The organism is Myxococcota bacterium (genome assembly GCA_040387835.1).
Lineage (GTDB): Bacteria > Myxococcota > UBA727 > UBA727 > JABDBI01 > JAZKCZ01.
This window is the reverse complement of the sequence record JAZKCZ010000001.1, coordinates 387091-405335: the sequence shown is the minus strand read 5'-3', so window position 1 is coordinate 405335 and position 18245 is coordinate 387091. Positions and strand designations below refer to the sequence as shown.

Below are 18245 nucleotides of genomic sequence, written 5' to 3'. Positions count from 1 at the left end.
GATTTTTATATAAAATATAATAGACTTATAATATGCATATTTTAATCTGCGAGGATGAGCACTTTATCCGGCGTGCTTTAGCTGAGCACCTGGCAGCCTTGCAGTATGAAGTAAGCGAAGTCGAAAATGGCGTCGAATGCGTTGAATTTTTGAGCCAGACCTTACCAGATCTAATTCTCATGGACCTCAAAATGCCGAAGCTGGGCGGTTACGACACTATCGCGGTAATTAAAGAGAAAAAAATTGAGATTCCCATCATCTTAACCAGCGGCTTTGGGGATAACGAAGCGGTTGATGCCAGCTATCACCATGTGCGTAAGCCCTATCGCCTAAACGAGGTCAGCGACCTGATTAAGACGCATTTTGGCGAGCCGCGCCAAAAATAAGCCCAGCTCATAAAGTAGAATCATTGGCACGGCCATCATGGTCTGCGTCATCGGATCAGGCGTAGGCGTCAAAATGGCTGCCACAATAAACGCCACCACAATCACATAACGCCTGACCGATTTGAGCGTGCTCAGCGCCACCAAGTCCATGAACGCCAGCATAAATACCAACACCGGTGTTTCAAATACCAGCCCGAAAACCAGCAACAAGTTACTGGAAAACGCGAACAAAAGCCCAATCGAGTATTGCCCTTCAATATAAGCAGGCAAAGTTCCCAAGAAGAAACTAAACATGGATGGAAACACGCAATACTGCGCGAACATCACCCCGCCAACAAAACAAAACGCGGTCACGCCAACAAAAACCGCCGCCATCTTCTTTTCGGTCTTATAAAGCCCAGGCGCCACAAAAAGCCAAATTTGATAAAATATCCAAGGGCTGGAAAGCAGAACACCCCCGATAAATGCCGCTTTCATTTCCGTGAAAAAATATTCGTGAGGGCTCAAAACGATTAATCGAGCGTTCTCGCCCATCGACTTTTGTATCGGCGCCAGTAGCCAAGCGAGCAGATGCTCAGCGGCCCAAAAGCAAGCGATAAGGCCAACCAGTACGCCCCACAGGGCACGCACCAGCATGCGGCGCAAATCAGATAGATGAGTCATGAAGGGGTAGCTTATCGGGTCCATTTTGTTTCTCTTCGCTCACGCCCATGACGGTCAGACGCAAATCTTCGCTGGCTTTGCGAAATTCAAATAACATTTTGGCCAGGCCCCGGGCCGCCTTAGGCAGCTGGTCTGGTCCAAGCACCAACAACGCAACGGTGAAAATCATCAAAAGTTCAAATATCCCGACCCCTAACATGGCCAAGTCTCAAGGCTCACCGGGTATCTAGGAAATTTCGCACCTTCGGGAATTCCCGCCTGAGTTAAATCGTCAGGATAATAAACTTCTTCTAAAGTTAAACCGTGAGGCGGGGCAGTGCGCCCGGCGCGCGTTCGGTCTTTGGCATCTAGAATGCTTTGCATATCCAAAGCCTTTAGCTTACCCAAACCCACTTCGACAAGGGAGCCCACGATAATGCGCACCATATTATGACAAAAAGCATTGCCCCTAATATCGATTTCCCAATCATCATTGATAGAAATTTGCCAGATATAGCGCCTGGCATGTGCGGCGCCGCATTGGGATGAACGAAAGCTCTCATAATCGTGCTCACCCACCAAGCACTGCGCAGCCAGTCGCATGGCCTGAATATCGAGCGGCTTCTTGATGCGCCAAGTGTATAGGTGCTTAAAAGGCTGCTCCCGCGCGGATAGTGCCAGGCGATAAACGTACCTTTTACCGATAGACTGCCTTTGAGCGTCAAAATCAGCATGCATTTCATCTGCGCGATAGACAATGATTTCGGGATTCAAAAAATGCGACAGCGCTTTAGGAAGCGTGTTAGCCTCAAAGCGACTGGCAAAGCGGCAAGATAGGACTTGGCCTTTTGCATGAACGCCCGCATCGGTGCGACCTGCACCCGTGATATCGGGCGGCTCAGGAACTAATTTGGCGAAGGCATCGTGAAAAGCCGACTCAACGGTTTTAACGCCGGCCTGAGCTTGAAAGCCAGCAAATGGGGTGCCGAGATAGGACACCCACAATCGCCACGTCTTAACGGCTTCCATGCCCCTTTTTCTCAGTAAAAATTCGCGAAGCAATGTCTTCACTTTGACTTTCCAAATCAGGTAATTTGGTCAAATGCTGCTGAACTTCAGCGGCAGTCATTTTATGATTTTGCACAAATCTGTGCATCACACGTTTGTCGAATTGTAGCGGATCGTTCTTTTTTTTGTCTGTCATCTAAACCACCATTTCCAAGTCACTGATTCGTTTCATATCCGTCGGCTCTATGATTACTTGTAACGCTTGAACGCTATCTTTTATGCTCGCAATCTTACTGGCGCCCGGAATGGCTACGACATGAGGTCCCTGACCTAAGGCAAAAGCCAACATGACCTGGAAGGAGCTAATACCATATTTCTTGGCAATATCAAGTAAGGTCGGGTGATTTCCCAAGGCCTTATGCCAGTTTCCGCCTCCAACCGGGCTATAAGCAAGGTAAGTTAACTTATATTTTAAACAGGTTTCAATCACGCCATTTTCAATGTCACGCTGACAAAGTGGGTTAAAACGATTTTGAACACTCATAATAGGTGTCATGGCCAACGCCCTTTTAATGTCATCCACAACTACATTAGATAGGCCGATATGCTGAACTTTGCCTTCTTCTTGCAGTCTCATGATTTCACCAACCGAATCTTCCAAAGGCACCTGCGCATCAACCGCATGCAATTGATACAGAAATATCCTTTCGACCTCCAAAGCTTTTAAGCTCTTCTCGCAAGCGAGGCGCAATGCCTTCGGTCTGGCATTTTGGGTCCAGGCGCCATCTGGGCGCTCCAGGCCACCCTTGGTGGCAATGTAAACTGTGTGGTCGCCCCGCCAGTTTTTCAAAGCTTTAGCAATCAATCGTTCGTTGTGACCAATATCTTCATCGCTTTGACAATAGACATTGGCCGTATCGATAAAATCAACGCCCAGCTCTAAAGCGGCTCGAATGACAGCCAGGGCATCTGCTTCAAAAGGCCTGCCACTGATAGACAGCGGCATGCCACCTAGGCCAATTCGGCTGACGTTCAGCACAAATCGCCTCTAATTTCCTTTGATTTACCTTCACCGGCCAAGTGAGCGATGATACGCAGGGCGAATTCCTGCGCTGAACCTGGGCTTTGCGCCGTAATGCAGTTGCCATCAGCGACAACGCGTTCCTGTGCGCAAGTTTGGTCAGGCAACTTTGCTTCAAAGCCAGGATATGTGGTCGCTTTCTTTCCATCTAAAAGGCCATTGGCAGCTAAGACCACCGCGGGGGAGGCGCAAATAGCCCCATAATATTTGTCTGCACCCGCATGCTTTTTGAGCATGGCGATTAAAGGCTCGCAGGCAGCAAGGTTGGTGGCTCCAGGCATTCCGCCGGGCAAAAAGATGCCATCGAAAGATTCGTGCTGGCATTCCTCCAACTTCTTGTCTGCGGTTAATTTGATTTGCCGAGCGCCTTTGATTTCAAGCTGAGAGACGCTGGCAACGGTCACGTCAAAGCCGGCTCTGCGAAGGACGTTAATTAAAGTGACGGCCTCTATTTCTTCGCTGCCGTCTGCGATAGGGATCAAGATGGATGTCATTCTCGTCGTCATAACGCATTAGTCGAAAACCACAATCTGGTTTCCGCCCAGGCGTTTGGCGGCCTGCAATGCCACATCCGCTTTTTCAATCAAGGCAACTGGTGATTCATCTTGAGGAGACAAACTGGCAACGCCAATCGACAGATGGATTTGCAAAGGTGTCTCTTGAATAAGCACCGGTAAGTGCTTGAATTTAGCCAGAATTCTAGAAGCCGCTTCACTCGCATTTTGAATGGTCGTAATAGGTTCAATCAATGCAAACGTCTTTTCCGAAAGCCGCGCAATAAAATCACCCTGCCGGGTTTCCGCCCGAATCCTCATCGCCGTTTTACTTAATACAAGATCAGCATTGGAGACCTTGGAAAAACCATCGATATCCATCAATATCAGCGACATGGGCGCCTGGTATCGAAGCGAGCGGTTAAACTCGTGTTCCAGAAAATCAAAAAACAGTTCACGTCCAAAGAAACCAGTTTGCGCGTCTTTAATCGCTTCTTCATAACGCGCTCGCCTGGCAAGATCTTCGCTCAAATGCCGTTCGATTTTACCCGCAATCAAAACATCGTTTTCTGCATAAGCGCCGACTTCAAGCCTACCCAGGTTCATCAAGTCAGTTTCCAAAAGGGAGTTAAGCTTATTGAGCTGCCCGACTTTGGGCTTAACTTCACCCCTTAGAAAGGACTGATCGACTTCGCTTAAACTCGTCGAAAAGATCTCGGGCGACAGCTTTAATAAAACGGCATCGGATCCAGTAATTTGAGCAACTAAATTGGCTGCTTCTGGTAACCGTGACTGGGCGATCAGTAAGCTTAGCTCCAAGAGGTAAACCGTTAGGCTTTTCTCATTGAAGCCGTTCTTATTTCGACCGACCTTCGAAAATAGCAGCACGTCTTTCAAGCATCACTCCACCACTCCAACATATGGGAGGTTGCGCATTTTCTGCGCCCAATCTAGTCCGTAGCCGACGACAAACTGGTCAGGTATTTGAAACCCACAAAAGTCTACCGGTATTGTACCCTGATTTTGGGTCGGCTTTTCAAGCAAAGAGCAAAGCGCAATGCTAGATGGCTCCCGGGTCTTAAAATTATCCAGCAGATACCGAGCGGTTAAACCGGTGTCTACGATATCTTCCACCAAAAGCACAGCGCGTTCTTTGATAGGCTTAGTCAAATCTTGAGTGATTTGGACCACACCTGAAGATTTTGTCGCCTCGCCATAGGAAGAAACACCGATAAACTCGACCTCCAAAGGGATGGATATCTGCCGGCACAAATCCGCTAAAAAGATAAACGAGCCCTTTAAAACGCCAACCAGCATCAAAGGCTGTTCCAAATGTGCATAGCGCTCGGAAATTTCCTTCCCAAGCTCTGCAATGCGATTAGCAATTACTTCAGCTGACAACAGTGTATTAACAGTAGGCATTATTCATTATCTCCCCAAATCCGCCGCCGCCCGGCAAGATGTATTGATTTTCACTGAGGCCGCTTTCTTCGTCCCAAAACCGACCTGGTGTTTCATTTAAAATTCGCTCCGAAGAAGCGCCCCGATCGAGTCTAAGCGCATAGACGATAACTTCCGGATGATCGGTCTTTAAGCGCCTTAAATATTCCGGCGTAACAATCAAGTTCACCGCAATGAACTTGGCCGCATTGCCAACGACATTTTTTTTGTAATGCGAAATCACGGTGCTCAGCGAGCTGCCTGTAGCGCCCATCGGGTCTGGGAAGATAACAATCGCATTATCTACCGTGCCACCGATCTTGCTATCGCCCAAATGCGAGCCCGTTACCTGGTTCTTACCGTCAGTTACCCGCGACATCACCACATGATCCTGGCGGACGCCTGAGGGCTCCAAAGTCTTATTCAAATAATCAAAGCATACTTGGCTCGGCATGGTACCCGCGCGCAAGATATTAACCGTTACAGTTTTAACCTGCCGCTCTAACACTTCTCCGCACCAAACACCCAAAGGAGAATGCTCGATCATGCGGGTGTTCACCTGAGTTTGCGCCCGGGGAAACTCGCCGTTTAAAACAGCTTTAATCAAATACTGATAAAGATCTCTCACCACGCTATTGATGGCCGGTTGGCCCGTGTGCTGTTCACACAAAAAAGCCAAATGAGAGAGCAAAAAAGGGTCCGCTAAAATATGCACCTGAGGACCGTAGAGGTGCTCAATTTCACTCTGGCGATGCGGAATTTTTTGGTAAGCGATGTCTACTGGCATGAAGTCCCTTGGTGGTAGCAAGCTCTGCAGCGCGCTTCATAGCTGTCGCTCGCACCAACCAAAACTTGGGTAGCCTCGGATTTTAAACGGAAACTCTTACTGGCAAATGCTCCACACACCACACACACGGCATACTGCTTTGTCACGATCTCAGCAACAGCCAATAGTTCAGGCATCGGACCAAAAGGCTTTCCGGTCGAATCTTGATCCAGACCAGATAAGATCACGCGAACACCTGAATCGGCCAAACCTTCCACGAAGTTAACCAAAGAAGCATCAAAAAACTGCGCTTCATCGATCCCCACTAAATCAGGCGGTGCATCCAATTGATCCAGGCAGTGCTGAATCGATTCAACGTCCTCAACAGGGATAGACGGAATCTTTTGCGCTGAATGAGAAACAATTTGAACTTCATCAAATCGCTTGTCGATTGAAGGTTTGAAAACGACAACTCTCTGTTTAGCAATCTTAGCGCGGCGAAGGCGGCGAATTAACTCCTCGGTTTTCCCCGAAAACATAGGGCCGCAAATAACTTCGATGATTCCAGTATTGAGTTGACGCATTCTTTCCATGGTTTAATAAGTCCTTTTATGACAATTGCAGATATTTCAAATAGTGAAGGGCAGCAGGTAACCCTAAATGGCTGGCTTTACAATAAGCGTGGCTCGGGAAAAATTCTGTTTCTACAAATTCGGGATGGCTCTGGTTTTATCCAAGCTGTCATGAGCCAAGCGGACGTTTCTGAAGCCGAATTTGAAGCTGCCAAAGGCCTCAGCCAAGAATCTTCGCTCACCATCACCGGCATGGTCAAAAAAGACGACCGGGCGCCCTTTTGCGGCTATGAACTGCAAGTCACTGGCTTTCAGGTAGTTAGCCGCTCCGAAGAATACCCCATCTCCAAAAAAGACCATGGAGATGCCTTCTTGATGGATAACAGGCACCTATGGCTACGCTCCATGCGTCAGCACGCTATTTTAAGAATTCGTGCCACCATCGTGAAAGCCACCCGCGATTATTTCGACTCAAATGGCTATCTGTTAGTCGACAGCCCAATTTTCACGCCTAATGCCTGTGAAGGCACTTCAACTTTGTTTGAGACCAAATGGTTCGATGACCGAAAAGCCTTTTTGTCTCAATCCGGCCAGCTTTATCAAGAAGCCACCTGCATGGCTTTCGGTAAAACTTATTGCTTCGGCCCAACCTTTAGAGCTGAAAAAAGCAAAACCAGGCGCCACTTAAACGAATTCTGGATGGTCGAGCCCGAAGCCGCCTTCATGGACCTAGAAGGCGATATTAACCTGGCAGAAGACTTTCTATGCTTCGTGGTGGACAGGGTATTAAACCAGCACGAAAAAGACCTAACGACCATCCTAGAACGCGACCTAACGATCTTAAAAAACACAAGAAAGCCGTTCCCACGCCTGCATTACTTGGATGCCTGCAAGAAAATCCAAGAACTCGGCATGGAAATCGACGTGGGCGGCGATTTTGGTTCTCCGCATGAAACCGAGCTGACCAAACAATACGATAGACCCTTGGTCGTGACCCATTTCCCCTCTGCGATCAAAGCCTTCTATATGAAGAAAGACCCGGAAAATCCAACCTACGCCAAATGCATGGATATCTTAGCCCCTGAAGGCTACGGTGAAATCATCGGAGGCGGGCAGCGTGAAGACAACCTTGAGCTGCTCCTAGCCGAAATCAAGCGCCATGGCCTCAATCAATCTGATTTTGAATGGTTCTTAGACCTGCGCCGCTACGGCTCCGTCCCCCACGCAGGCTTTGGCATGGGCATCGAGCGCTGCGTCGCCTGGGTCTGCGGCCTGCATCACGTGCGAGAGACCATCCCGTTTGCTAGAACGCTCGACAGGCTTAGCCCGTGAGCGAGCTCTACTTTAAGCAGCTCTTAGGTGGCCGAGACTTTGGCCAGAACAACCCCTTCGCTGCTCAAATGGAGAACTTCATCTATTTGATAGGTGATAAAACCACCCGCGAATGCGTGGTGGTAGACCCAGCCTGGGAAATCCAAGAAATCTTAGACATCGCAGCCACCGACGGCATGAAAATCACCGGCGCATTGGCCACCCATTATCATCCCGATCACATCGGCGGCAGCGCCTACGGCCTGAACATCGAAGGTCTGGCTGAGCTCATGCGCTTAAATCCGTGCAAATGCCACGCTCATAAACTAGAAGCGCCTGGCATCACCCAAATCACCGGAATGTCTAAATCGGATCTCGCTTTGCATGAATCCGGCGATGTCGTTCAGGTAGGCAGCATTTCCATCGAGCTACTACACACCCCGGGCCATACGCCTGGCTCCATGTGCTTTCGGCTAAAAGACAGTCTAATTTCAGGTGATACGTTATTTCTAGAAGGCTGCGGCCGAGTAGACCTACCCGGCGGCAACTCTGAACAAATGTATGAGACTTTAACGCAGCGCTTTAGCTCGCTGCCAGACAATATGACACTTTACCCAGGTCACGCCTACGGAGGAGAACAGGCATCTCTTGGGGTAGTGCGCGCGAATAACCCCATGATGAGCATCAAAGATCTGCCCACCTGGAAACGTGTAAGGGGTTTTTAAAGATAGCCCTTAGAGCTCTGCGTCTTTACCAAATATCTTCTCAACCTTTTTCCAGAACTTTAAAGCGGTTTCTTTAACCGCGTGGCCGGCAGGTTTGACTTCTTCTTGGTAAACATTTTGGGCAAGCACGCGCAGCGTACCGCCCAAATGCGCGAGAGCATCTTTAGTTTCTGCCGCCGACTTTTTCCACTCTTTGGCAGATACCTCGGTCACCTCAGGTTCTGTTTTGGGCAGATTGTTATCCGCAACCGAAACTGAAGAGACGAAAGCAATTAGCACAAGTGACGAGAATAAATTAAGTTTCATTTCAACTCTCTTATTACTTTTCCACCGAACTGTCTTCAGTAGATTTGACAGCTTCCTGAGCGTTATCTTGTGCTTCTACAGCGTCTGAATTAAAACTTTTAAAAAATTCATTCGCTTTGCTTAACTTCTGCTTCAAAGATTCATTATGATTAGTCAAAGCTTCATTTTGCCGACGTAATTGCTCAAATTCGGCAGCTTCCTTTTTCGATCTAGCCGATTTTGACTTAAGTGTCTTAACTTCGTCTCCATAAGACTGGTTTTGCTTTTTTAACTCAGCAATCTCTTTTTGCGCTTTAGCAAGATCGGCTTGAGCAGTTTGCGCAGTTTTTGTTAACTCTTGCGCATCTTTCAAAGCATGATCTAGATGAGTTTCCAACTGAGTTTGAGAATAACCAGCAGTTGCAACTAGTGCGAAAGGGATAACTTTGAACAGTAAATTTTTCATATAAATCTCCATCGATTTTTAAGTGAACTAATACATCTCGACTTCTTCCCAAAAGATAGAGCGTTGAAAACGGCTTTACAAGAAGTTTTTTGCGGATTCAAAAAAGCCCCACAAGTGGGGCTCAACTCTTAACGTGTATGATCTTCGTCAGAGTCCTCACCCGAGTCGGTGCTATTTAAAGCACGAGTTGATTGAGCATCTTGATTTGAACCAGTTGAGGCTCTAGCGCCTGTAGTGCTACCGGCAGCAAGAGCAGCTTGAATCTGGCTCCATAACACTGGGTCTAGTTGGCTATCTCCACTTAAAACGAAAGGCGTTCGCTGGCCACCTCTTTGTTGCGCTGCGCTAATTTGCCACCCCATTGGCAAATGCATATTTGCAGAATCCACGGCCGCTCTTCTGACAGGTAATTGCAAACCTGACACGAATTGGCTTAAGAACCCGCTCACAGTTCTATGTTTACCAACTCTTTCTTTGTAGGCAGCGCCTAGTCTTCTAGCCGCATCACGCGAATTTTTTCGTCCTACCAATTTGCGGATTATGCCGCCTAAATATGCAAAGGCACTGCCGCCTTTTGGCAAGATCTGTGTGGTCGAAGCAAGCAAGGGAAATGCTCCAGCGATCGTGGGGTCTAAACTAACCGCCTGAGCCCACATATCCATAGCTGATTCGACATCGCCATCTTCCATGGCACCACTAGCTCGCTCAGCCAGGCGCCTCGCTTCGTCTGGATTAGAAAATAGAAAGGAGGAAGAAGTTAAGCAGGTGATTAATAATAAATATTTCATTGTTGTTTCCCCATATTTTGCAAAGCCTTTTCAATTTTATTTGCCCGCGCAATATCAGCCCAAACTGCAGCCCCTATAAAACTAAGAACAGTAGCGGCAGCTGCGACAACACCTATCGTTGTGGCAGAAATAGCTCTCGTTTCCACGGGAATTAATGCACAATCCTTTAGATGGCGCTTCGTGCCCGCAGGGCAAAGAACCAAACAGTCCCCTTCGATTCGTTCAAAACCAGTCGAGCAGACGCATGATTTACTATCTGCATCAAATACTTGATTTGACTGCGCACGGCATCTGTCAACACACTCACTGCCGGACAAATGCTGCGAAGGCGGGCAGGCTTTCTCTTTTACTGGTGAAACACAAGTTCCCTCAGCATTGCGTTCGCCAGATTCGCATTTCGACCGACACTTTTCCTTACCCAAATGTTCGTAAGGCTCGTAGCCTTTCGCGCATTTAATGGCGTCTGCAGAAAATGACATTAGAACTAGGTTGATAATAAATATATATTTCATAATATTGTAATTGTGCGAATGCAAAACAATTAGGCTTTGCAAAAAGTCTATTAGCTAAAAATTCTATTGAGATTCAAAACGTATACAATGATAGGGCAAGTCAATTTCTAGCACTGCCGGCCAATCCTGATCTAAAAAATTGTTTTCAATTTTCAGACATGCTGTGTCAGTTTCAGTAGTGCATTGGACTAGAAATTTGCCGGAAGGCAACGAAGAAAGATACCTTGCGCTCAAAGTACTACATATATTCTTATCCAGAAACTCGGGCCGAGGGCGCCCGACCTTTTCCTCATCAGAAATAATAGTCCTAGCAAGCGGCGTGTTACCCACTTGAACATCAAAGGAAGAAGATAGCTGTCCTATTTTCTTGCGTAAATCTTCATTTTCTTTAGTTAAAACGTTCACTTTCTTATCAAACTCGCCTTTGACCTTACCAAATTCGGTAGTCATAGAACCGGAAAACTGCTGCAAAGCATCCTCAAGTGGCTTGTTACTCAAAGCTAATCTAGCTTTAGCCGCACTTTTTCTTTCTTCCCAAGTAGCAGCAAAAGAAAGAGTACTCGTCAGCATTATTAATGTTAAAGATGTTACAGCCAGTTTTCTCATAAAGTCCTATTTTAAGTCAAATCATTGTAACGACTATTTACTTTCGCTTAGGTCAACACTTTCCAGTTTGGCAGCTATTTTGCGAACGCCATCTACCGCATGCTCCGCCATAACTCCGTTCTCAGCGGTTTGGTCCATATGCGCTTCCCTGCTGTTTTTCAGATTAATCATTTGTGTGCCGAAGGCATCGAGGGCAGCCATAAGATTAGTATCAGTCAAAGCCATTTTGGTCTTTGCTTCGGCTTTTCTTTCTGCCCAAGTTTTAGCGTCCGCGAATCCAGCAACAGTTAAAGTTAATAGCAACATCCAGTTCATCGTTTTCATTTTTAGTTCTCCCTTTAAATAATTTCAAATTTTCGGAATCTAGTTCCCATGTCATCAATGGTTTTGTCTAGTGACATTATCATTTCATATAAATCGCTCACATTACGAGCGCTTTCATCAGTAAACGCAGCGGAGTATTCTTTCACCATTTCACTGACGGTATTCATCTTGCCGTAAGTAAACTGAGAATATTCTGATGCAAATAATTTCATTTTATTTTTCACATCGAAGTTGTTTCTCTGCAATCGATCTTTTAACTGATATTGAGCAAAAGCAGCTTCGAGGATTGCATCCGAGGCGCCTCTAATCATCTTACTTGATTCTAAAACCTGATCAATCTCAGTTAAAAACGCATAATGCGGAAGGAAAGCGAATACCAGTAGAGAAGCCCTGAAAGCATCTAATGGGGAAATACCTTTAGCTTTAGCAAGCTCCTGTGCATACCCAACTAGCTCCGGTAAAGGCACAAACTGAAGCAACAAGCGCTCCCGTCCTTGACTCTCTGAATACTCAGCATTTATAACCGCGTTATAAGAAGCATAGTCAGTACTGTGGCCTTTAATATAAAAGATAGTTGACTTGGTGTGATACTTTTTCAATACCGCAGCCAATACGGCGCTGTATTCAGACTCTGTCCAACCTTGCGCTTTCGCATCATCAGTCATTCTATCTGAGAGGATCTTAACAATGTGAGAGCCCTTATCTTGTCGGGCCATGGCGAACATACGGGCGTCTACATCTGCGTTAGATTTACCCACAACATATAAGTGCTTTGCGTGCTCTTTATCAGCAAAAAATTTCGCTATTTCCTCTACTTCACCAGGTATTACCTGGCTGGCCATATGGCAAACGTTGGACAGATGCTCAACGCAAATCTCAGCGACCTTGTTTGTCCAGATATCTTGCTCTGAACGACAAACAGGGGTGTTCACCGTCGAACAGAATTTGGCGGCAGCGCTGGTACGCGTCATCAGCTTTACATAAGCCGGGAACTGGTCCTGTGATTCGCTCAAGTTTAGCGTGTAGCGGCTTAGGTCAATCGCGTCTATGTTTAGACTACGACCGCCGCAGGCGCTTATGAGGCTTAAAAGGCCGGTTGCTATGATTAGATTTAATTTCATATTAGTTACCAAGCAAATCCTAAGTTAATCGCAGGCACAAAGTTAACATTATTGTCTGAATACGCAAGAGGGGTGCCTGTTAGTATGTTTAAATTCGCTTCAATTCCTGTCTTAATACCGAATACTAGACCACTTTCAAAAATGCGTTCCCAGCCTACATATAGGGAAGGGCGGATGCGGGCGGCATAGCGGGTGTCGCTAAAACCTTTGGCATTTTGGGCATATACACCGGATTGGAGCCAGCCTTCGATAAAGAAGCTGGATTTTTGCATCCATTCGGAAAGGCGTAGCTTCGCGCCAACTCCTGCTAATAGGGACCATTGGCTGTCGATCCTATTATTAGAGCTAATGCCTACTGGAAGGGCGAAGGGCAGCACCAGGCTCGTGTGCTCAAACGATACGGGGAATACCAGCTTCCAGTGTGAGCTCAATTTATAGTTATAGTCCAAAGTAAAGCGACCGTTCAGCAGTGGATCCGCAGTCATATTCACAGCCATGTCGTGTGATTGTGCGCGATAGCCGTATGCTTTCGGGTCAATATCAACAAGCAATTCAATCAAGTCGGGGGTTGCATTGACGTGACGCTCGTTTGGATTTTTACCCGTTGCTTCAATTAAAATCTCAGGTTGGCCAAAAGCCAAGCAGGAAGCAGTCGCAAATAGTATAGATAATATTTTCATTTAAAACCTTGTGTAAAAGTAACCTGTTTTTATGGATTGTCAATAAGGTGCTTAGCTGCCCTTTCTAAGGCGGCCAACGAGGTTGGATCCGTACCGAATTTGCCTCTTAGATCGCCTACTTGGTCAAATAAGACCAATTCAGCTACATGGTGCCCATCCCCCATTGGTAGCTTCATTTTTCCTTCAACTACACTTAAAATATCTTTTTTTGCGCCGGTTAAATAAGTCCAATTAGTATCATATTTAAGTCTGAAGTCAGATAACACTTCAGGGGTGTCAAACTCTGGATCTATAGTAATGGTTAAAAATGCCGACTTATCTTTTAATTTGGTAAATCGCTTTTGAACCTCCAGCATACTTTGGGTCATTTTAGGGCAGATGGTGGGGCATCTGGTGAAGAAGAAGCTGGTGATGACGACTTTGCCTTTCAGATCCTTGCTGCCAAAAGGCTTGTTTTCATGACTGGTGAGTTCCCAGTCAGGCACTTCGACAAGGGCAGGGGGCGCAGTAAGCCTGCGGGCGTTGAATTCTCTAACTAGGTGCAAACCTAAAATGCCGAACAAAAATGCTACCAAGAATGGATTAATGAATGTTTTTTTCAAAGTATGTTTCTCTTGTCAAAACTTCTATTTTAAGGCAAGACGGTCTAACTTATTTACTCCAGGAGATATAGCCATCGTTTTCCCAAAGCCCCCCCCACGCATGAATCCCGATTCCCCGGACAATCCTAGACACAAGCAAATGGAACCACGCGTTAATCGTCGTATTAGAGTTCCGGAAGTTCGAGTAATCCTTGAAGATGGCGAACAACTTGGCGTTCTTCAAACGATAGACGCTCTAAGGCGTGCAGAGTCGATGGGACTCGATCTGGTAGAAGTATCTCCGATGGCAAAACCGCCTGTTTGCAAGATCATGGACTACGGTAAGTTCAAGTATCAGCAAAAGCGTAAAGCCAATGAAGCTAAGAAAAAGCAGCAGGTTATTGAGCTTAAAGAAGTTAAATTTCGCCCTAAAACGGATATCCATGACTTTGAAGTTAAAGTCGCTCGCCTGAGAAGCTTTCTGGTTGAAGGCAATAAGGGCAAAGTGACCGTGATGTTTAGAGGACGGGAAATCGTTCATCCTGAAATCGGCTTTGATGTGCTTAAGCGCGTTGCCGAGAGAATTCAGGAAGAAGGCGTTGTAGAATCGCCAGCCCGTATGGAAGGCCGGCAAATGGTAATGATCGTGGGTCCGGGCAAGAAGAAATAACACGGCCCCTCTTGTGTTTTTGCAAAAAGAAAGGAATTAGGAAGGTCTTATGGCAGGTTGTAACAAAGCAAGGGGCAAAAACAGTCCCAAAATGAAAACGAATCGTGCGGCAGCTAAACGCCTTCGCGTTACTGGTACGGGAAAAATTAAAGTTCCGTCCAAGGGCAAGTCACATTGTTTGAGCAATAAGAATCGCAAACGTAAACGTCAGCTATTGAAAGCTGGTTATATGAATAAAGGCGATTCCGCTCGCGCAGAACGCTCGATTCCCTACCTATTTTAGTTTGTATAAGAAGGATTTGAATTATGGCACGTGTAACTCGAGGCTTTAAAGCCCGTCATCGTCGTAAGCGCATTTTAAAGCTTGCTTCCGGTCACATTGGAACCCGTAACCGCCTCTTCCGTACTGCGGTAGAAAGCGTTGAGCGTGGTTTGGTGTATGCATACAGAGATCGTAAAGCGAAGAAGAGACAATTTAGACGTCTTTGGATTACCCGTCTAAACGCAGCTGCCAGAGAAAATGGCCTAAGCTACAGCGTTTTGATGGCTAAACTGAAAGCAGCAAACATCACCTTGGACCGGCGCGCTTTGTCGGAGCTGGCCATCGCGGACAGTTCTGCATTCGCAAGCTTGGTGGCCAAGGTCAATGCAGCTTAAAGACATTCGCGCAAACGCTCTGGAGAGTTTGACGGCCATTCAGTCGTTCGAACAACTAGAGTCTTTGCGCGTTGCCTTTTTAGGCAAAAAAGGTCGGCTCTCCGAAATCTTAAAAAGCATGGGCTCTTTGAAACCTGAAGAACGTAAAGTTCTTGGGCAAGAAGCCAATGCTTTGCGTGATGAACTCGAAGAGCTCTTGGCAGCCGCCAAACTTCGGCTCCAGGATTCGGCTAAGCAAGAGATTCTTAAACAAAGCATCGATGTCACTTTACCAGGCAAAAAGCCTGCCTTAGGCGCCATTCATCCTTTGACCCAGACTGCCTATGAGATCTTGGATATTCTATCCGATTTAGGCTTTGAGTCGGTCAGAGGCCCTGAAATCGAGCACGACTTTTATAACTTTCAAGCCTTAAACTTCCCGGCAGATCACCCTGCACGCGAGATGCAAGATACCTTCCATCTGGCGCCCGATGTGGTTTTAAGAACGCAGACAAGCCCAGTACAGCTGCGCGCGATGTTTGCGCTCAAAGAGCCGCCCTTTAGAGTCGCTTGCTTCGGTAAAGTTTACCGGCATGACCAAGATGCCACGCATTCCCCGATGTTTCACCAAATCGAAGTACTTTGTGTAGACCAGGGCATTTCTTTCGCCGACCTGAAAGGCACTTTGACGCTTTTGGTCAAACGCCTATTTTCAGAAAAATCGAAAGTTAGACTGCGCTCCAGCTTCTTTCCTTTTACAGAACCTTCTGCCGAAGTAGACATGAGCTGCTTTGCCTGCCAAGGCGAAAACAGCACCGGTTGCAGACTATGCAAAGAAACCGGCTGGATTGAAATCCTCGGCTGCGGCCTGGTGCACCCCAATGTGCTGAAAACCGCGGGCGTTGATCCGGAAAAGTTCTCAGGCTTTGCCATCGGGATGGGCGTTGAGCGCATTGCGATGTTGCGCCATGGAATTTCAGACATTCGGCTCTTTTTCGAAAACGACTTTAGATTCTTAAAACAGTTTTAAAATTATGTACGTCAGCATTCAAACTTTGCACAGCCTCGTTGATTTAACCGGGGCATCGCCGGATGAACTTGCCCGCAAACTCACTTTTGCTGGCCTTGAAATCGAGTCAGTTCAAAGCTTTGAAGACGACACGATTTTAGAGCTCAAAGTGACTCCGAACCGCCCCGATGCTTTAAGCCACTTTGGCGTTGCTCGTGAATTAGCGGCGATCTACCTGTCTAGAACAACTTTCTTGGCGCCTTCAGTCAAAGAGCTCGGTGCATCGATTCATGATCTGATCCAAGTGCATGTGCAGGCTAAAGAAGCGTGCCCAAGATATGCGCTTCGCATTATCGAAGGCGTTCAAATCGCCGAAAGCCCCGAATGGCTGCAAAAAAAACTGCTCGCAATTAATATCAAACCCATCAACAACGTGGTTGATATCACCAACTGGGTATTAATGGAGCGAGGCCAGCCGCTGCATGCGTTTGATTTAGATATCCTATCCAAAGCCAAAGGGCGCTTTGGCGTGAAAGTACGCTTTGCCGAAGAAGGCGAAAAATTAGTGACTTTGGATGGCAAAGAACGCATCCTAACGAGCACTGACCTGGTCATCGCTGACGACGAACAAGCCTTGGCCATTGCTGGTGTCATGGGCGGTAAAAACAGCGAAGTGACCAATACCACACAAAATATTTTGTTGGAGTCAGCCTATTTTGAACCATCTGGCGTCCGCAAGACAGCCAAACGCTTACAAATGAGCACCGATTCAAGTTATCGCTTCGAGCGCGGCTGTGATCCCAATGGCGTCATTGGTGCTTTAGATAGAGCCGCCAGCCTAATTGAGGAAATTGCAGGCGGGCGTATTCGACGTGAAGTTGTGGATATCTACGCAAACCCCATTCAGCCATTGGAAATTTCACTTAGACCCGCCAGGCTCGCAGCACTTTCGGGACTTTCAGAGTCTCAGATGGACCCAGTGCAAATCAGAGCACGCTTTTTAGCGCTCGGCATTGAGACTGCTGGCCGCGCTGCTCATGATGCTTTAAAATTCAGAGTGCCAACTTTTAGGCCCGATATCACCAGCGAAATCGATCTGATTGAAGAAGCCATGCGCTTGATAGGCTTTGATGCGATTCCGTCAGAGCTAACTTTTAAAAAGCAGGCTGAAGGTGTTTCAATTGATAAGTCTTTAGACAAGCTCGAACGGCATATTAAAACGCATCTGGCGAACTCTGGCTTTTTCGAAGCGGTTAATTACGCTTTTAGCTCCCCTTCGGAGCTAGCACGCTTTTCTAATGTCGAAGCTCTAAAACTTAAAAATCCTCTGGGCGAAGAGTTGTCGGCGATGCGAACAAATCTGTTGCCGGGCCTCATGCAAAACGTCGGCTATAATTTGCGACAACAAGCGCAACGGCCTGCATTTTTCGAAATTGGCTGCGTCTTTTTAGGCCTCAATAAGGCAGGTGCTCAGCCACAGACGGATGGTTTGACGCTGGACAATATGAGCGCTGATTCGTACGCGACCGAAAAGCTGATGCTTGCAGGTGTGATGCAGGGTGCGGATTTCTATGTGCTTAAAGGTATTTTGGAAGGGCTGCTTGAATCTTTAAAGCTTAAGGCTGAGTTTATACCGGCCCAGGCACCTGCAAGTTATTTGCATCCCGCGCAGTCAGCGGATATTTTGGTCGGGGACAAACTTGTGGGCCAGATGGGCTATCTGCACCCCGATTTGAGTGACCATGGTCAATCGCCGGTGTTCGAAATTGATTTAGAAGCGTTAAAAGCGCATTGCTTCCAAGTGATTCAGGCGAAGGTATTGCCGAAGTTCCCAGGCATCGGACGCGATTTGGCGCTGATTTTGGATGAAAAGATTTTGGCTGGTGAATTGCTCAGTGCCATTCGGAAGTTTGAGCCGCTCGCGTTGATATTGGAAGATGCTCGGATATTTGACGTTTACCAAGGTAAGGGCATTGAAGCTGGGAAGAAATCCGTCGCCGTATCGCTGTCTTTGCGAGACGTTGAACGGACATTGACTGAAAGTGAAGTGCAGCCTTTGATTGAAAAGTTGACCAAAGAGCTTGAAAAATCGTTAGGCGCAACACTACGCGCTTAGTTGTCACCCCGGGCGCGGACCCGGGG

At 47.0% G+C, this 18245-nt stretch carries 27 protein-coding genes; 8 read left to right on the top strand and 19 right to left on the bottom strand.

Annotated elements, in window-relative coordinates:
* Positions 1 to 32 precede the first annotated feature (32 nt).
* A complete protein-coding gene (locus tag V4534_02025; GenBank protein MES2503634.1) occupies positions 33 to 386 on the top strand; it encodes a response regulator in 354 nt (117 codons plus the stop codon).
* Here the strand turns inward: V4534_02025 and tatC are convergent.
* Genes tatC through V4534_01975 form a run of 10 tightly spaced genes read right to left on the bottom strand, consistent with a single transcriptional unit; the run spans position 330 to position 6401 of the window.
* A complete protein-coding gene (tatC, locus tag V4534_02020) occupies positions 330 to 1049 on the bottom strand; it encodes a twin-arginine translocase subunit TatC (protein MES2503633.1) in 720 nt (239 codons plus the stop codon). The two genes, V4534_02025 and tatC, sit on opposite strands and share 57 nt — an antisense overlap.
* Positions 1033 to 1248 carry a twin-arginine translocase TatA/TatE family subunit gene (locus V4534_02015; GenBank protein MES2503632.1) on the bottom strand — a complete coding sequence of 72 codons (216 nt, stop codon included), beginning with the start codon at positions 1246 to 1248 and terminating at the stop codon, positions 1033 to 1035. Before V4534_02015 ends, tatC begins: the two co-directional genes overlap by 17 nt.
* Entirely contained in the window at positions 1242 to 2027 is a 786-nt protein-coding gene (gene truA, locus V4534_02010; protein MES2503631.1) for a tRNA pseudouridine(38-40) synthase TruA, read from the bottom strand. Before truA ends, V4534_02015 begins: the two co-directional genes overlap by 7 nt.
* A 16-nt stretch (positions 2028 to 2043) precedes the next feature.
* Positions 2044 to 2232: a hypothetical protein gene (locus tag V4534_02005; protein MES2503630.1), complete on the bottom strand. Its 189-nt coding sequence runs from the start codon at positions 2230 to 2232 to the stop codon at positions 2044 to 2046.
* Positions 2233 to 3075 carry an aldo/keto reductase gene (locus V4534_02000; protein MES2503629.1) on the bottom strand — a complete coding sequence of 281 codons (843 nt, stop codon included), beginning with the start codon at positions 3073 to 3075 and terminating at the stop codon, positions 2233 to 2235.
* Positions 3069 to 3611: a DJ-1 family glyoxalase III gene (locus V4534_01995; protein ID MES2503628.1), complete on the bottom strand. Its 543-nt coding sequence runs from the start codon at positions 3609 to 3611 to the stop codon at positions 3069 to 3071. The genes V4534_02000 and V4534_01995 overlap by 7 nt, the downstream gene beginning before the upstream one ends.
* Before the next feature lie 18 nt (positions 3612 to 3629).
* Positions 3630 to 4499 carry a GGDEF domain-containing protein gene (locus tag V4534_01990; GenBank protein ID MES2503627.1) on the bottom strand — a complete coding sequence of 290 codons (870 nt, stop codon included), beginning with the start codon at positions 4497 to 4499 and terminating at the stop codon, positions 3630 to 3632.
* 12 nt (positions 4500 to 4511) lie between these two features.
* Positions 4512 to 5033 carry a hypoxanthine phosphoribosyltransferase gene (gene hpt, locus V4534_01985; GenBank protein MES2503626.1) on the bottom strand — a complete coding sequence of 174 codons (522 nt, stop codon included), beginning with the start codon at positions 5031 to 5033 and terminating at the stop codon, positions 4512 to 4514.
* Entirely contained in the window at positions 5020 to 5838 is an 819-nt protein-coding gene (locus tag V4534_01980) for a uracil phosphoribosyltransferase (GenBank protein ID MES2503625.1), read from the bottom strand. Before V4534_01980 ends, hpt begins: the two co-directional genes overlap by 14 nt.
* Positions 5829 to 6401 carry a thymidine kinase gene (locus V4534_01975; protein ID MES2503624.1) on the bottom strand — a complete coding sequence of 191 codons (573 nt, stop codon included), beginning with the start codon at positions 6399 to 6401 and terminating at the stop codon, positions 5829 to 5831. The genes V4534_01980 and V4534_01975 overlap by 10 nt, the downstream gene beginning before the upstream one ends.
* 27 nt (positions 6402 to 6428) lie before the next feature.
* On the opposite strand from V4534_01975, the gene asnS reads away from it, so the two are divergent.
* Together asnS and V4534_01965 are read left to right on the top strand one after the other, a co-directional pair.
* On the top strand, positions 6429 to 7721 hold the full coding sequence (gene asnS / locus V4534_01970) for an asparagine--tRNA ligase (protein MES2503623.1): 1293 nt from the start codon (positions 6429 to 6431) through the stop codon (positions 7719 to 7721).
* Positions 7718 to 8425: an MBL fold metallo-hydrolase gene (locus V4534_01965; protein MES2503622.1), complete on the top strand. Its 708-nt coding sequence runs from the start codon at positions 7718 to 7720 to the stop codon at positions 8423 to 8425. The genes asnS and V4534_01965 overlap by 4 nt, the downstream gene beginning before the upstream one ends.
* Positions 8426 to 8434: 9 nt before the next feature.
* Here the strand turns inward: V4534_01965 and V4534_01960 are convergent, their stop codons facing one another.
* From V4534_01960 to V4534_01920, 9 genes are all read right to left on the bottom strand, one after another.
* The gene (locus V4534_01960; protein ID MES2503621.1) at positions 8435 to 8731 is read right to left on the bottom strand and encodes a hypothetical protein; all 297 of its coding nucleotides are present in this window, start codon (positions 8729 to 8731) and stop codon (positions 8435 to 8437) included.
* Positions 8732 to 8744: 13 nt separating this feature from the next.
* On the bottom strand, positions 8745 to 9176 hold the full coding sequence (locus tag V4534_01955) for a hypothetical protein (GenBank protein MES2503620.1): 432 nt from the start codon (positions 9174 to 9176) through the stop codon (positions 8745 to 8747).
* A 128-nt stretch (positions 9177 to 9304) separates the two neighbouring features.
* A complete protein-coding gene (locus tag V4534_01950; GenBank protein ID MES2503619.1) occupies positions 9305 to 9964 on the bottom strand; it encodes a hypothetical protein in 660 nt (219 codons plus the stop codon).
* Positions 9961 to 10476, bottom strand: a complete 516-nt coding sequence (locus V4534_01945; GenBank protein MES2503618.1) for a hypothetical protein — start codon at positions 10474 to 10476, stop codon at positions 9961 to 9963. The genes V4534_01950 and V4534_01945 overlap by 4 nt, the downstream gene beginning before the upstream one ends.
* Positions 10477 to 10539: 63 nt before the next feature.
* A complete protein-coding gene (locus V4534_01940) occupies positions 10540 to 11082 on the bottom strand; it encodes a hypothetical protein (GenBank protein MES2503617.1) in 543 nt (180 codons plus the stop codon).
* 33 nt (positions 11083 to 11115) lie between these two features.
* Positions 11116 to 11406 (bottom strand): hypothetical protein, encoded by a 291-nt coding sequence (locus V4534_01935; protein MES2503616.1) that lies wholly within the window; start codon positions 11404 to 11406, stop codon positions 11116 to 11118.
* A gap of 14 nt (positions 11407 to 11420) precedes the next feature.
* Positions 11421 to 12527: a hypothetical protein gene (locus tag V4534_01930; protein ID MES2503615.1), complete on the bottom strand. Its 1107-nt coding sequence runs from the start codon at positions 12525 to 12527 to the stop codon at positions 11421 to 11423.
* A gap of 5 nt (positions 12528 to 12532) precedes the next feature.
* Positions 12533 to 13207: a hypothetical protein gene (locus V4534_01925; protein MES2503614.1), complete on the bottom strand. Its 675-nt coding sequence runs from the start codon at positions 13205 to 13207 to the stop codon at positions 12533 to 12535.
* A gap of 29 nt (positions 13208 to 13236) precedes the next feature.
* Positions 13237 to 13809 carry an SCO family protein gene (locus V4534_01920; GenBank protein ID MES2503613.1) on the bottom strand — a complete coding sequence of 191 codons (573 nt, stop codon included), beginning with the start codon at positions 13807 to 13809 and terminating at the stop codon, positions 13237 to 13239.
* 100 nt (positions 13810 to 13909) lie between these two features.
* On the opposite strand from V4534_01920, the gene infC reads away from it, so the two are divergent.
* From infC to pheT, 5 genes are read left to right on the top strand one after another with little or no spacing between them, the layout of a single operon-like run.
* On the top strand, positions 13910 to 14458 hold the full coding sequence (gene infC, locus V4534_01915) for a translation initiation factor IF-3 (protein ID MES2503612.1): 549 nt from the start codon (positions 13910 to 13912) through the stop codon (positions 14456 to 14458).
* Between the two features lie 49 nt (positions 14459 to 14507).
* Positions 14508 to 14741, top strand: a complete 234-nt coding sequence (rpmI, locus tag V4534_01910; GenBank protein ID MES2503611.1) for a 50S ribosomal protein L35 — start codon at positions 14508 to 14510, stop codon at positions 14739 to 14741.
* Between the two features lie 23 nt (positions 14742 to 14764).
* Positions 14765 to 15115 carry a 50S ribosomal protein L20 gene (gene rplT / locus V4534_01905; GenBank protein ID MES2503610.1) on the top strand — a complete coding sequence of 117 codons (351 nt, stop codon included), beginning with the start codon at positions 14765 to 14767 and terminating at the stop codon, positions 15113 to 15115.
* Positions 15105 to 16124, top strand: a complete 1020-nt coding sequence (gene pheS, locus V4534_01900; protein ID MES2503609.1) for a phenylalanine--tRNA ligase subunit alpha — start codon at positions 15105 to 15107, stop codon at positions 16122 to 16124. Before rplT ends, pheS begins: the two co-directional genes overlap by 11 nt.
* Positions 16125 to 16128: 4 nt before the next feature.
* Positions 16129 to 18219, top strand: coding sequence for a phenylalanine--tRNA ligase subunit beta (gene pheT / locus V4534_01895; GenBank protein ID MES2503608.1), 2091 nt, complete (start codon positions 16129 to 16131; stop codon positions 18217 to 18219).
* Positions 18220 to 18245: the final 26 nt, after the last annotated feature.

Excerpts from the sequence above, each read along its gene's own strand:
- tatC (MES2503633.1), bottom strand. The coding sequence starts at position 1,049 with ATGACTCATCTATCTGATTTGCGCCGCATGCTGGTGCGTGCCCTGTGG.
- pheS (MES2503609.1), top strand. The coding sequence starts at position 15,105 with ATGCAGCTTAAAGACATTCGCGCAAACGCTCTGGAGAGTTTGACGGCC.
- V4534_01975 (MES2503624.1), bottom strand. The coding sequence starts at position 6,401 with ATGCGTCAACTCAATACTGGAATCATCGAAGTTATTTGCGGCCCTATG.
- V4534_01935 (MES2503616.1), bottom strand. The coding sequence starts at position 11,406 with ATGAAAACGATGAACTGGATGTTGCTATTAACTTTAACTGTTGCTGGA.
- V4534_02015 (MES2503632.1), bottom strand. The coding sequence starts at position 1,248 with ATGTTAGGGGTCGGGATATTTGAACTTTTGATGATTTTCACCGTTGCG.
- V4534_01940 (MES2503617.1), bottom strand. The coding sequence starts at position 11,082 with ATGAGAAAACTGGCTGTAACATCTTTAACATTAATAATGCTGACGAGT.
- hpt (MES2503626.1), bottom strand. The coding sequence starts at position 5,033 with ATGCCTACTGTTAATACACTGTTGTCAGCTGAAGTAATTGCTAATCGC.
- asnS (MES2503623.1), top strand. The coding sequence starts at position 6,429 with ATGACAATTGCAGATATTTCAAATAGTGAAGGGCAGCAGGTAACCCTA.
- rplT (MES2503610.1), top strand. The coding sequence starts at position 14,765 with ATGGCACGTGTAACTCGAGGCTTTAAAGCCCGTCATCGTCGTAAGCGC.
- V4534_01925 (MES2503614.1), bottom strand. The coding sequence starts at position 13,207 with ATGAAAATATTATCTATACTATTTGCGACTGCTTCCTGCTTGGCTTTT.
- V4534_01930 (MES2503615.1), bottom strand. The coding sequence starts at position 12,527 with ATGAAATTAAATCTAATCATAGCAACCGGCCTTTTAAGCCTCATAAGC.
- V4534_01980 (MES2503625.1), bottom strand. The coding sequence starts at position 5,838 with ATGCCAGTAGACATCGCTTACCAAAAAATTCCGCATCGCCAGAGTGAA.
- V4534_02025 (MES2503634.1), top strand. The coding sequence starts at position 33 with ATGCATATTTTAATCTGCGAGGATGAGCACTTTATCCGGCGTGCTTTA.
- V4534_02005 (MES2503630.1), bottom strand. The coding sequence starts at position 2,232 with ATGACAGACAAAAAAAAGAACGATCCGCTACAATTCGACAAACGTGTG.
- V4534_01995 (MES2503628.1), bottom strand. The coding sequence starts at position 3,611 with ATGACATCCATCTTGATCCCTATCGCAGACGGCAGCGAAGAAATAGAG.
- pheT (MES2503608.1), top strand. The coding sequence starts at position 16,129 with ATGTACGTCAGCATTCAAACTTTGCACAGCCTCGTTGATTTAACCGGG.
- V4534_01950 (MES2503619.1), bottom strand. The coding sequence starts at position 9,964 with ATGAAATATTTATTATTAATCACCTGCTTAACTTCTTCCTCCTTTCTA.
- rpmI (MES2503611.1), top strand. The coding sequence starts at position 14,508 with ATGGCAGGTTGTAACAAAGCAAGGGGCAAAAACAGTCCCAAAATGAAA.
- infC (MES2503612.1), top strand. The coding sequence starts at position 13,910 with ATGAATCCCGATTCCCCGGACAATCCTAGACACAAGCAAATGGAACCA.
- V4534_01960 (MES2503621.1), bottom strand. The coding sequence starts at position 8,731 with ATGAAACTTAATTTATTCTCGTCACTTGTGCTAATTGCTTTCGTCTCT.
- V4534_01945 (MES2503618.1), bottom strand. The coding sequence starts at position 10,476 with ATGAAATATATATTTATTATCAACCTAGTTCTAATGTCATTTTCTGCA.
- V4534_01955 (MES2503620.1), bottom strand. The coding sequence starts at position 9,176 with ATGAAAAATTTACTGTTCAAAGTTATCCCTTTCGCACTAGTTGCAACT.